General features: G+C 43.1%; 9 protein-coding genes. 2 read left to right on the top strand and 7 right to left on the bottom strand.

Annotation, left to right across the window (positions count from 1 at the left end):
• From L5M38_RS24595 to L5M38_RS10940, 6 genes are all read right to left on the bottom strand, one after another.
• On the bottom strand, positions 1 to 146 hold a 146-nt coding region (locus tag L5M38_RS24595), incomplete at its 3' end, for a transposase DNA-binding-containing protein (RefSeq protein ID WP_411569304.1).
• Between the two features lie 779 nt (positions 147 to 925).
• Positions 926 to 2,779 carry a M1 family metallopeptidase gene (locus L5M38_RS10960; protein WP_263179094.1) on the bottom strand — a complete coding sequence of 618 codons (1,854 nt, stop codon included), beginning with the start codon at positions 2,777 to 2,779 and terminating at the stop codon, positions 926 to 928.
• Positions 2,780 to 3,392: 613 nt separating this feature from the next.
• Positions 3,393 to 4,364, bottom strand: a complete 972-nt coding sequence (locus L5M38_RS10955) for a PstS family phosphate ABC transporter substrate-binding protein (RefSeq protein ID WP_263179093.1) — start codon at positions 4,362 to 4,364, stop codon at positions 3,393 to 3,395.
• A gap of 481 nt (positions 4,365 to 4,845) precedes the next feature.
• A complete protein-coding gene (gene phoR, locus L5M38_RS10950) occupies positions 4,846 to 6,144 on the bottom strand; it encodes a phosphate regulon sensor histidine kinase PhoR (RefSeq protein WP_105249762.1) in 1,299 nt (432 codons plus the stop codon).
• Positions 6,145 to 6,224: 80 nt separating this feature from the next.
• Positions 6,225 to 6,914, bottom strand: coding sequence for a phosphate regulon transcriptional regulator PhoB (gene phoB / locus L5M38_RS10945; protein ID WP_006085167.1), 690 nt, complete (start codon positions 6,912 to 6,914; stop codon positions 6,225 to 6,227).
• Positions 6,915 to 7,100: 186 nt separating this feature from the next.
• Positions 7,101 to 8,069, bottom strand: coding sequence for a porin (locus L5M38_RS10940; RefSeq protein ID WP_168823290.1), 969 nt, complete (start codon positions 8,067 to 8,069; stop codon positions 7,101 to 7,103).
• A 290-nt stretch (positions 8,070 to 8,359) separates the two neighbouring features.
• Here L5M38_RS10940 and rdgC point away from each other — a divergent pair, with 290 nt between their 5' ends.
• Positions 8,360 to 9,274, top strand: coding sequence for a recombination-associated protein RdgC (gene rdgC / locus L5M38_RS10935; RefSeq protein ID WP_113941038.1), 915 nt, complete (start codon positions 8,360 to 8,362; stop codon positions 9,272 to 9,274).
• A 171-nt stretch (positions 9,275 to 9,445) separates the two neighbouring features.
• On the opposite strand, the gene L5M38_RS10930 is transcribed toward rdgC, so the two are convergent.
• A complete protein-coding gene (locus L5M38_RS10930) occupies positions 9,446 to 11,257 on the bottom strand; it encodes a M61 family metallopeptidase (protein ID WP_263179092.1) in 1,812 nt (603 codons plus the stop codon).
• Positions 11,258 to 11,391: 134 nt separating this feature from the next.
• On the opposite strand from L5M38_RS10930, the gene L5M38_RS10925 reads away from it, so the two are divergent.
• Positions 11,392 to 13,554, top strand: coding sequence for a tetratricopeptide repeat protein (locus L5M38_RS10925; protein WP_263179090.1), 2,163 nt, complete (start codon positions 11,392 to 11,394; stop codon positions 13,552 to 13,554).
• The last annotated feature ends 12 nt before the right edge of the window (positions 13,555 to 13,566 follow it).

The raw sequence follows: 13,566 nt of genomic DNA, 5'->3' as shown, positions 1-13,566 counted from the left end.
CCATTACATGATCTGGCAACCGATTTGCCGCTGCCAACCGCCATATGTTCAGCAACGACGGTTAACCTTGCCGCTCTTCGTTTATCACCTAGCTCAGCATGATGAAAGTGATCGGCTGCCCATTGGCTCGGGTTAAAAATTGACATGGAAAATGGTGAAGTAAATGAATTTGCATGATCAGATCATCGGCAGTCAAGAGAGTTCCGTTTTTTTACTAATTATTTGTGTAGAAGAGACAGGGTAAGGATTAACGGATAAGATTAAATGCACCTTGAGAATGAAATATGTGAAGTCGCAGTTTCATACCCTCAAATGACACAGTTTCTGTTTTATCGCATTGAGTCGAATTGGTTGGTCGTTCATCATCATCTCCCTTTTGGGACGCAATAGAAAACACGCTAGCGCACTGAATTCTATTTGTATCCCGCACTGATTTCCTTGTGGCAACCTTAGGTTGCCATTTTTTTTACTCAAATTTCAACAAGCGCTAACGCTAGCTTATAGATTAATAAACTGACACGCGTTTAATTTTTTATCCCCATGATTTTAATGTAGAAAAAATGTAACACTTAAGTGTGAGTACTCAGTATTCCCCAGAAAAATGTCCCATAAAATCTTTTTTAAACTTTTTGGGATTTTTTTCTGATATCAGTGAACTTAATTAAAAATGGTGACTCTGAGTATAGGTAAGGATTAACAGATAAGATTAAATGCACCTTGAGAATGAAATATGTGAAGTCGCAGTTTCATACCCTCAAATGACACAGTTTCTGTTTTATCGCATTGAGTCGAATTGGTTGGTCGTTCATCATCATCTCCCTTTTGGGACACAATAGAAAACACGCTAGCGCATTGAATTCTATTTGTATCCCACACTGATTTCTTTGTGGCAACCCATAGGTTGCCATTTTTTTTACCTAAATTTCTATAAGCTGAGTGATTTGTCCAATTGAACTTGAATCGAAGGATGATAGCCTGCACGAGCCTTTGTATAGATGTCTTTTAATTCAGAGTGATATCCCGCAATTTGTAACTCAGCATAGAGTGGCCGCACAAATTTACCGCGTCCAATACGCACTAAATAGGCACTTAATGCCGGCAACACAGGATCATAATGATTACGAATCGCGACTCGAAACCAATCACAGGCAATTTCTGCATTAGTCGATTGGGTTAATTGGAAGGTTTCATCCAGATCCATCAATTGAACTTGACTAACGACTTCAGGTAATTGGGTCAGAAAATATTGCCAATGGTGCACTCGCCAATCTTTAACGCTTAATCGGCCCGCTGCCGTTCCCTGTAGAAAACACGCCAGCGCATCATCGACTTTATCTAAACTCATGGATGTTGGTCCGCAATAGCCCTCAGGTAAGCCTTCACCATAAATCCACGTTAATAGTTCAGCTTCAGTGATTTTATCTGCGTGTAATTGCAGTAAAGTTTGTTTTGCGTACTCGACAAACACTTCGGTGGTAATGGCTTTAAACGCAAAATGATTCACATAAGTGAGTAAAAATTTATCAAATTCTACTCGCCCTAGCCTGCGCTCTAAATCATGGACAAACATCGAAGCCTTATCATAAGTAAAACGATTAAAGGCAAGATTAGGATCGTCCTGCTGCACATTAGCGGGTAAAGTTTGCTTACCCGTAGGCAAAGACGCGATTTCTTCTTTTAAGCGACCAAACTCTATTACCCATTCTAATTCTGCCTGTTCTTTGCCGTAGACAGCCTCGACAATACGGTTAGTAAAATAGGTCGTGAAACCTTCATTTAACCAGAGATCACGCCAAGTCGCATTACTGACCAAATTGCCCGTCCACGAATGCGCTAACTCATGGGCAACGGTTGACACTAAGCTTTTATCACCAGCAATGAGCGTGGGCGTTAAAAAGGCTAAACGCGGATTTTCCATCCCACCGAATGGGAAACTCGGCGGCAAGATAATCATGTCATAGCGGCCCCATACGTAAGGACCTAACAATGACTCAGCAACGTCGAGCATGTATTCAGTATCTTCAAACTCTTTTGCGGCGGCCGCTAGCATGCTCGGCTCGGTATACACGCCGCATCTTGGACCTATCGCTTGAAAGGCAATATCACCCACAGCCAAGGCCATTAAATGGGTCGGAATAGGCTGTTCCATCTCAAAGTGAAACACACCATTAAGTGGCGTATCGGGATGATTCATCGCGCTCATAACGGCGCGCATGCCTTTGGGCACTTGCACCTTAGCATCAAAAGTGATCCGCACCTTAGGCGTATCTTGTAATGGGATCCAACTGCGGGCATTGATCGGTTGCGATTGACTAAAGAGGTAAGGTAACTGTTTACCCGCGGTTTGCTCAGGCGCTAGCCACTGTAATCCTTGGGCGGACGGCGAGGTTTGATAGTGAATACAAACCTGCTTGCAAGGAGATTCTGGTAAAGTGATACACAATTTTTGCCCGAGTATGGGGTCAGCTTCATTAAGCACAAAGTCGAGCGGTTCTTCATCCATTTCTGTTAATACATTCACCCCCTCTGTAGCATTAAAGCAAGTCACAGCAAGTATGGTTAGATCTCGACTATCAAGCCAAAGCTCTGTTACATCACACTCAAGAAAATCCAAGGACAGCGTCGCTTTAGCGAAAAGACGCTGCGCGTCAAAATCCACCATGACATCCAAAGAGACATGGGTCACTTGCACTTGTTCGGTATTCGCAAAAGAATGGTAATCTCGGGTTAAATCCCAAGGGGCTACATCAGCTAATGTACTCTTAGTTGGTTGCAACACTGTCGCCTCGATATTCAAATTTTGAGCGGTATGTTCTAAATAGTGAGTTATGAGTTACCTTGCTGTGGTGACGGGCTTGATAACTTATCACTAATCATTGGGAGGTATTATCGACTGCAAATTTACTCAGAGGCAAATCGTAACTGAGCTCTAGAGCTCCTTAGGAACAAGTTTTTTGTAACAGTTCATCTTTGGGTGTAGGTACCGAGTTTGCAATAAGCTATCTCTAGCTTGCTGGATTTATCGGTAGTCACAGTAGAAGCAGCTAAAATTGAGACGTGCAAACTTGGCAAAAATCGAGTCAGCCTCTTTTTATAAAAACAAAATACAAAATTATTTAAAATATTTCGCACTTTCCTTGAACTAATTTGATGATGCTGAGTCAGATATTATGAACCGAATCTTTGTAATGAGTTTCTTCGTTCATCATCATTCTCCTTTAGATGGTTTCTAGCGCGACCGTCCCAAGATTCCGAATTGGAATTTACAGCAACCTACTTAGGTTGCTTTTTTTATGCCTTTAATTTGGTCTAAACCTGACATCATTACACATTTAAAACCACAAAAACAAAAAGGACCTCCTGAGAGGTCCTTAATTAACAAGCCATTTGACTTACAAGCGAATACCTACTTGCTCTAAATCTTTAGCAACTACGCTATTAGGCACTGGCACATAGCCATCTTTCTCTACCACTTGCTGACCTTGCTTAGACAACACATAACGCAGGAATTCTTTTTCCATTGGTGCTAAGTCTTTGTTTGGTTGCTTGTTCACGTAAACGTATAAGTAACGTGATAGTGGGTAAGTACCATTAGCCGCGTTTTCAGCTGTAGCTTCGATAAACTCATTGCCTTTCTTAGCGATGGCAACAGCTTTAACACCTGCAGTTTTGTAACCGATACCTGAGTAGCCAATCGCATTCAAAGATTGAGAAACAGATTGCACAACAGAAGCTGAACCAGGTTGCTCGTTTACGTTAGCTTTAAAGTCACCTTTACAAAGCGCGTGCTCTTTAAAGTAACCGTAAGTGCCCGATACTGAGTTGCGACCGTAAAGTTGAACGTCTTTGGCAGACCAGTTACCGTCTAAGCCTAAATCGCCCCAACGTTGGATGTCACTGCTACCACATTTGTGAGTTGAAGAAAAAATGCCATCAACTTGATCAACGCTTAAGCCTTTGATTGGGTTATCTTTGTGCACGAATACGGCTAAAGCATCGATAGCTACACGAATCGCAGTTGGCTTATAACCAAAATGCTTTTCGAACGCTTCAACTTCATTAGGCTTCATCTTACGGCTCATAGGACCGAACTGTGAAGTGCCTTCAGTCAACGCTGGTGGCGCAGTAGAAGAACCCGCCGCTTGGATCTGAATGTTGACGTTAGGGTACATTTGTTTAAATTCTTCTGCCCAAAGTGTCATCATGTTGGCTAAGGTATCTGACCCTACAGATGATAAGTTGCCAGATACACCGCTCGCTTTTTCATAAGTAGGCAAAGATGGATCAATCGATGCCATCGCAGTGGCAGAGAATACACCAGCGGCTGTTAGAGTAATCGCGCCGACAAGCTTTTTCAGTTTCATTATGTGCTCCAGTAGTAAGCTAACTAATTTGTAACTTAAGTTTCTTCAGACGCAGCCAGTATCAATCGCTACAATGACAATTCTATGTCCGTGATATGACACTTAAATGACAATGCACTATTTATCGCTTTTTTCTGTCATTAATACCAATCACATTAAATATCTAATCAGTTCAGAGCCTCACAGGCATTTCAATCCAAGGCGCATTGACGCAGAAATAGTCATTCATGCAACACCGAAGTGGGGTGTCTGTGTGGCTCCCGAAGGGCGGATTTCAAAGCGCTTTATACTGCGTTAAAGGCTTTCGACAGAGCACCACTCTGCCTTCAAGCCTTCGCCTTGTCTAAAGCGTGTTGAATCCCCGCTGAATGAACAGATATTTAATACTATTGGTATAATAAAGACTCAATAAACCTAGAAATAAAAACAGGCCCTAATGGCCTGTTTTTATTATTTATTGTAAATATTTCACTCACACATACTATTTCTTACGTTCGATAAGATGCAAAGGGATAATAAAGCTAAAAGTACTGCCTTTACCGACTTCACTGCTGATTTTAAGCTTACTGTGATGGTGGTTAAGCGCATGTTTTACTATCGCTAAACCTAAACCACTACCACCAGTTTGCCTTGAGCGCGCACTGTCTACCCGATAAAAGCGTTCCGTTAATCGACCAATATGCTGAGCCGCAATACCTTCACCCGTATCCGTTACGCTAAAGATGGCACCCGTAGCCACACTGCACCACTGCACAGTAATTTTCCCGCCAGGTTCTGTGTAACGAATCGCATTAGAAATCAAGTTAGAACAGGCACTTCTCAGCTGCAATTCATTGCCGTGAGAATCAAGTCCAGGCTCACAATAGAAACTCAATTCATACTTATCTTGTGCCAGCGCCTTAGCTTCCTCCTTGAGCACCTCCATCAACTGCGTCATATTCACAGTGTTTTCGAGGTTAATATCCGCCGCATCTTCAATTCGCGATAACATCAATAGCTGTTCGACCATAGATTGCATTCGTCGTGTCTGCTGCTGCATCAATGCTAACGGCTTGACGTTCATCGAATCAGGCTCAGCCATGCTTTGCATCATTTCGAGGTAACCCTGTAGCACAGTGAGCGGCGTTTTTAATTCATGCGACACATTCGCGACAAACTCTTTTCGCATTCCCTCAAGCTGACGTATACGAGTGATATCCCGCGCAATTAACAGTAGCTGCCTGTCACCGTAAGCCATGATACGGATTTCAAGCAAACGCCTATCCGATACCGGCGAAGGTAACTCCAGCGGCTCTTTGTATTGTGCGGATTTAATGTAAGCAGAAAAATCAGGATGACGGATTAAATTATCGATTCGTTGACCATTATCCTGTGGCCACACAAAACCGAGAATGAGTTGCGCTAACTTGTTGCACCATAAAATATTATGTTCTGAATCAAGCACGACAGCGGCATCGGGTAACGCCTCTGCACCTTGACGAAATCGTGCCAGCAGTGCGGCCAGTTGACCGACACGTCGACGATTCTTCCCTTGAAGGCGATAAATACCGTTAAATACACCTTCCCAGCTCCCACTGCCCTGCGGCGGCGTGAGTTTCCTATCCCGCCATAACCAAAAGTTAAGCCGTGATAATTGTCGGTAATGCCAGCAAACTAACCCTAGCGTGCCGATAAAGAGTATCCAGAGAAGTTTCCCTACCAATAAACCTATTAGCGCGCAAAGCAGTAGATATAAACCTAAGCGCGTAAACAACCGATACCCTGAATAAGAGTCAGACATAAATAAACCCAAACATCAGGCTAAATAAGAGGAGCACAAGATAGCGTAAAAGCTAACTTGTGCCTAACAGTTATTCAGCACTAAATGCGTGTAGAGAAACGATAACCAGCGCCACGAACCGTTTGGATCAAGCGGTCATGACCAGACTCTTCAACGGCTTTACGAAGGCGTCTGATATGCACGTCAACGGTTCTGTCTTCAACATACACATTGGTGCCCCACACATTATCGAGCAGCTGTTCACGGCTGTAAACACGTTCAGGATGGGTCATGAAAAAGTGTAATAAACGAAATTCGGTTGGGCCCATATCTAATACAGTTTCACCCACACTCACCCTGTGACTCACAGGATCGAGCATTAAGCCCTGTACATCAATGGTTTCTTCTAAACGAGTCGGTGCACTGCGACGCAATACGGCCTTAATACGTGCGACCAGCTCTTTAGGGGAAAAAGGTTTAGTGATGTAATCATCGGCGCCAACTTCGAGGCCTTTGACTTTATCTTCCTCTTCACCGCGGGCGGTTAACATAATGATCGGAATTTGGCGCGTAAACTCATCTTGCTTTAAGCGTTTCGCCAATTGAATACCACTTCCGCCAGGAAACATCCAATCCAATAAAATCAGATCGGGGTAAGGCTCCTTTAGCAGCGCAATGGCCGAATCAAAATCTTCCGCCGCAGAGGTGGTAAACCCATGCTGTTCCATTACAAAAGTCAGCATCTCGCGGATGGCCAACTCGTCTTCTACTATCAATATCCTTGCAGTCATAAGTGATTTTCTGTCAGTGAATGTCAACACGGCTATTATTAGTCATTTTTATTACAGATTTATGAATAAGCGCGCCGCTTGAGCCATATAGTAGTAATATTTGTCATAATAAGTTTATATAACTGTTTGTTTATAGCAATAAAAAAGGAGGCTATATGCCTCCTTAATTGAGCTTTAATGCTAGATTTAGAATTTGTGTTCTAAGCCAACACCAATGTATTTGTCATCATCTGTAGACGCTTCTAACGAACGGTTCGTGTAGAAAGCGAATAGTTTAGTTGGCTTACCTAAGCTGTAGTCTGCACCTACCGACCATGAATCACCAAGTTCTTCCATATCTTGGAACTGAGCTTTTAAAGTAACAGCATCGATATCATAGGCAGCGCTTAATAGATAGCCGTTAGCACTTTCTGCAGTGACTTCAACTGGCATCGACGTTGCAGAATCAAATTTATAGGTTTGTTCTTGTTGCTGGTACATACCACCCAGTTTAATACCGGCTAACTTAGCTTGTAAGCTGGCACGAACAATCTCATATCCAGACACATCTGAGTCATAGGCAAGAGATGCATAAACGGGTGTTTTCTTCAGTTTCGCATCACCATACATGGCAGCTAAGCTAAAACCATCTTGAGCAAATTGACCTTTTACATCATTTCCTTCGGCAACATAGGTAACACCGAATACAAAATCACCAAAGGAAGGCGTAAGGTAAGTCGCCGTTTGAGCAGCGCGAACTTCACCCTTGAACAGCTTACCTAAGTCACCTGAAAGGTCGTTAAACTGATCAACATCACCTTGAGAAATTTTCAACAAGGTATCATTACGACCCACAGAGAACGAACCAAATGCGCCTTTCAAACCAACAAATTGGTTACGTGCAGTAAAGTTATCGCTTGATGCTGCACCTGTATCAACTTGATATTCCACTGTGTAGAAAGCTTCCAGCGAGCTAGACAGCGCAAAATCACCCTTCACACCAAAACGAGAAGCATTACTTTGAATAGTTGTTGTAGCATCACCTTTCTCATCATTTGATTGAGCAGTGACATTCAACTTACCATAAACAGTCAGTGGCTCAGCGGCATTAGCTGAAGCCAGAGTTGCAGAAGCTAGCGCAGAAGCAAGTAGAGTTTTACAAAAAACGTTCATCATTTAATCCTTTCGACGTTATGTTCGTCTTGGTTATTGGTTTGGAACGACCGAAAGTTTGCAATGAATGTGTTTCAATTTTATTTCAATTGTGACCATTAACGTTGGCGTGCAAAAAAGCTGACGCGAAGCCAGGCATAAAACCCAGTAAAAATGAGGGCTGCAGCTAAGCTAATTATTATGTTACAGTTTAATGAATTCTGATCCTCAGTTAAAAATCAGCTATTGAACACAGGTTTACCCCGTCCAAACTATGCCGTAAACTGCCACTTTAATTTTCAATGGGCGCCCTTATGTGGTTTAAAAATCTTACTCTTTATCGTTTCAATAAACCTTTTGCCGTCGAAACCGAAGCGCTAGAAACTGCGTTGGCCGATTTCACTTTCTCCCCCTGCTCAAGCCAAGATGTCAGTAAATTTGGTTTCTCAAATGCGTTAGGCAAAAAAGGCAGTTCTTTGGTCCATAGCGCTGACAATCGTCATCTGATCTGCGTGACTAAAGAAGAGAAAATTCTGCCAGGCCAAGTCATCAAAGAAGCCTTAGAAGAAAAAGTGGCTCTCATTGAAGATGAAGAAAATCGTAAACTGGCGAAAAAAGAAAAAGATGCGCTAAAAGATGAAATCATCACTAGCCTACTGCCACGTGCTTTCTCGCGCCGAAGCCAAACCCACGCCTTGATTTTACCTGAGCTAGAAATGATCCTCGTTGATAGTTCAAGTGCCACTAAGGCCGAAGAATTATTAGCGTTATTACGTAAAGCTCTCGGCAGTTTACCTGTGATCCCACTGAGCTTTAAAGCGCCAGTCGAATCCAATTTAACTGAATGGTTAAAACTTGGCAGCGCACCATTACCCTTTGAAATGCAAGACGAAGCCGAGCTCAAATCTGAAGCTGATGAAGGCGGAATTGTGCGTTTTAAGCAGCAGGATTTGAAAGAAGACGAAGTGTTAGCTCACTTAGCAACAGGTAAGCAAGTACACAAGTTAGCGCTGCATTTCGGCCAATCGATTGCACTATTATTGCAATCAGATGCCAGCGTGAAGCGCCTTAAATTCTCTGAAGAGTTTAGAGCAGGGAACGATGAAGTCGGCACTGACGATCCTATGGCCCGTTTAGATGCAGACTTTGCCCTAATGGGCAGCGAGTTAGTCGCCTTGATGCATGCACTCGTGGCCGCCCTTGGTGGACTCGAAGACGCACAAGTTTAAGCAAAACTCGTTAAGCATACGAGAGCTGCGACTCGCTTGTTAGACTGAGCCGTACAAGATAAGAAAAGGCGCCCCCATCAAAATAATGGTGGCGCCTTTTTTATGACGATTTCACTTTAGGTGGCTTTAAGACAAAGGCATTTAAATGCTAAAGATGAAGCCCTAACCACATTAAGCTTTAGTAGCTAACTCGCCTTTATTGTCAAACGGCCAATCAATGCCTAACCAAGTCTTGAAGAAAGCTTTTTGCTGTTTAGTCGCTTTTGCATCCCCCTTGAGCACTAGCTTACCGCTTTGCTGTTCGCCAAGGATGAGCTGTACTTGCTTGATTTTATCGTTGCTAAATAATACCACCTCTACACTATCGCCAACCTTAAAGTCTTTGATGCGCTTATAGAAACCCGCAGCAGTCACCTTGAGACCATTAATCGCTAATACTTCATCCCCCGCAACTATACCCGCTTGCCAAGCAGGACCATTACGCAACACTTGGTCTAACACTAAAGAGCCATGGGTACTGCTCAAGGTCATTCCTGCAAATGCCTCAGCTTTTGAATCTTTACCATAGGACAGATTTAACCCTGCCTGTGATAATAATTCTGGGAAATCTAAACTCATGGGACTATTCACATTGGCTTGCCACCAAGGTGCATAATCTTTGCCGGATAAGTCTTTAAGAATGTACTGAACATCACTAACACCATAGCCTTTTGGTACGCGATGTTCTTGATATAAACGACGGTGCACATCGCGATATGAATACTTAAGCTCGGAGTCTTGCAGCAATGAAAAATCTAAGGCTAAAGAGGTTAAGTAGCCCTCTGAGTAAATATTTACACTGTGGTTAATGGCATAATCGCCACCGATACTGCTCCACTCCCCCGCACTCGCCTCTGCCACAGATTGAGTTTCACGACCTGGATTGAGTTGGTTTTTCTCGACGCGCTTGGCTAAATCTTCGAGGAACTCTTTAACTGTTATGACTCCAGCCCGCAGCAACAACTGATCTTGAAAATAACTGGTAGATCCTTCGGCCATCCACAGTAATTCCGTCATGTTTTCATGTTGATAATCATAGGGAACTAATCCCTCGGGGCGATAAGCCTTCACGTTCCAGGTATGGATAAACTCATGGGATGCCGTGCTAATAAAGCGCAGGTAGTCCTTGCGTTCACGGAAACTAAAGCGCGGCAGCTGAATGACAGTAGAATTTAAATGTTCTGTCGCGCCACTGGCACCACTCGTTGCATGCACCATATAAACGTAACGATCAAAAGGATAATCATCCCAAATCACCTTAGCTTGACCGCTTAAGGCTTTAAGATCTTTTACTATTTTATCCGTGTCATAGTTACCTTCCCCCCAAAACACCAATTCATAGTTTTTACCATTAGCACTAAATTGTTTATGGGTACTCACACCAGTTTCAATCGGGGAGTCGATCAACACATCATAATTAGGGGCAATAAAGGAATGAGCGGCCTTACCCGATGACATCCCAGAGTAACTTTGCCAATTTTTAGGTACTTTTAATTCTACGGATATTGGTTCAGAGCGAAATTGCGGACTGTACATGAACACACCGCTAGCATCTAAATAGGCATGGCTCGCGTCAATATGGCGCACCCTTTGGCCTAATTCATTAGCATACAATTGATAACTGACGGTAACACGGGTTGGCTGCGTGAGCGCCACTTGCCATTCACCGCTCGCGGTGCGTTTCCATTGCAGTTCATGACCTTGACTATCTTTAGCACTAAATAAGCGCACACCATCGGCCAAAGGCAATACTTGATATTTGCCCGTCCGCCACACAGGGAGATTCACCGTAAAATCGTTCGTCTTCACTTCAGGAAAAGTGACACTCACTTGGGCAATATGGTGTTCGGGTTTAATAAGGTCGATTTGGTATTTCACATCGGCCAATACTTGACCCGAAAATAATGCGCTCAATATCAAGATTGATAGTCTGTTGGGTTTCACTCTTGCTTCCTTCTGTTATTATGCTTCTTATGATTTTTCCAAGTATAACAAGTCGATGTAGCATCCTCATTAGGCGCTAACAAAAGCTAACAAAATAAGTTCCTTGACTAAAGGAATGAGGAATCACAGTTCAAATGCAAAAACTCACGGTTATTTTATTTACTCTGTTGCTGTCACTGCCTTTTACAGTCCAAAGCCGAGATCTCGAAGCGGATGAGGTTGAGTTAAGAGAATCACCGCAGCAGATGTATGATGCGCTCAACAAAACGATTTCCTTTCCCCTCGCTTTTCAAAACCGTGACCAATTTAAGCGCGCAGCCCAAGAGCAAGGCTACAATCCACTCGAATTTGAACAGATTTTGTATTTACTGGCCCGCCTCAATATGGAGCCAAACGTTAAAACCAAGGTCGATTTTCAAAACGCAAAAAGCTTGATTGAACTCCTATCGACTGCGGCGCAATCGCCCTACGAACTTGCAATGGTCGCCATGTTAAATGGCCGTTACCTTGGCCGTACTGAACAGAAATATCAAGAAGCAATTGGTCTTTATAATGAAGCGCTCACCCGCATCAACGACAGCTATGACATCGAAGCATTAATTCTTAAACACAATATTCATGAACATCTAGGTGGCTTACATTTATTGATCCGCCAAGAAGTGCCAGCACTGATGCACTTCCACACATACCGCGACATTGCCTATAAACTCAGAAACGATTATTTAATCTCGGCGGCTGAAGCGAGGCTTGGCTTTTATTACAACTTTAATCAGCAGCTTACAAAATCATTACAGCATTATAGTGAAGCGATTCGGATCTCCAATCGTTCTAATTACCCATCAATGAAAACCAATCTGCAATTGCAACTTTCTAAAGTATACCGTGACTTAAAGCAGTGGGATGAAGCGCTTAAAAACGCTCATGAAGCCGCAGCTGGCTTTAAAAAGATGGGCAATGACACTTATCTTTCAAGTTGTATGACAGTGATCGCTATGGTCTATGGCGAACAAGGGGATTGGCATAAAGCGATTGATTACTACCTAAATGCCCAGCAATTAGATGCAAAACGCGGTAACTACATCGCACAGGGCCTTAATTTTCATAATTTAGGACAAGCCTACTCAAATATTAAAGACAATGTTAACGCCCTAAAATATTTACTGATGGCCAATCAAATATTCAAAGAAAAACAAAGCCATCACTATCAAGTTTATAACGAACTCTTAATTGGTGAAATCGCCCAAACCAACCAAGATTGGCCGCTGATGATGACCCATGCCGATATCGCATTAGCACTCGCGGTCGATTTAAAACTGGTCGATGAACAAAAATCCGCACTCACCCTTATCGCCTCGGCGGCGCAAAAATTAGGTGAATTAGCAAAAACCATCGATGCACAAGCTCGTATCATTGAGCTAGGTAAAAAGCCAGCTGAGACAGATAAAGACTCCCCAGTGTCGGCCTCTGCCCTTGCAGAGCAACAACTTAAACTTGAGCTCAACATGCTACAGGGGAAGCTCGTTGAGACAGTGAAAGAAAGCAACAACACTCACACGCTACTGCTCATTTGCAGCCTTATTGCCGGACTCTTGCTGCTAGTGATTATTTTCATGCTACAAAATCGCCGCAAAATAACAGCTAAAAACGCGGCATTAACTCAATTAACGCTACAGGAGCCCTTCACTCACAATTTAGGATATGCCGCATTATTAGCGCACTTAAGCCATAATCAAAGTCAGGAATCCACAACGGCACTCGCGATTATCGCCTTCCCCACCCAACTTACGGCGGATCTGGACTATGGCCAATATTTTAGTGATGCAGTCACAGCGCAAATTGCCAATCATCTAACGGATGCACTCGCAGCATCTGTTTATGTGGTACGCCAAGGGGTATTTGCGGTTCGTTTCACGCAACCTATTGAGCCGACACAAATACTCAGCCAAGTACGCCTGAAACTCGATGAACAGCAAATCACACATCATTTCCGTCTTGGCTTTGCACATTTGCCACTTTTAGCAAAATCAGAAATTAAAATGGCCGCGAAATTAAAATTTGAAACAGTGCAGATGGCGCTTGCCTGTGCCCGTAGTTTAGGTGGCAATAACGACTATTATGTCGCTCTCAGAGCCCTCGACTTTGTTCCTTTGAGCTTATTTGCAAATCCGTTATTTTTACACCTTGAAAAAGGCATTGAGCGTGGATTAATCAGATTAGAGACCAACGGCAATAAAGAGGATGTTCGCTGGCCTTGCTGGGAAAATAACCAAGATAGGCAATTACTGGAAAATATTTGATCAATATCGGTA

The organism is Shewanella sp. SM101, assembly GCF_025654465.1.
Lineage (GTDB): Bacteria > Pseudomonadota > Gammaproteobacteria > Enterobacterales > Shewanellaceae > Shewanella > Shewanella oncorhynchi.
This window is presented reverse-complemented; position numbering and strand designations above follow the sequence as displayed.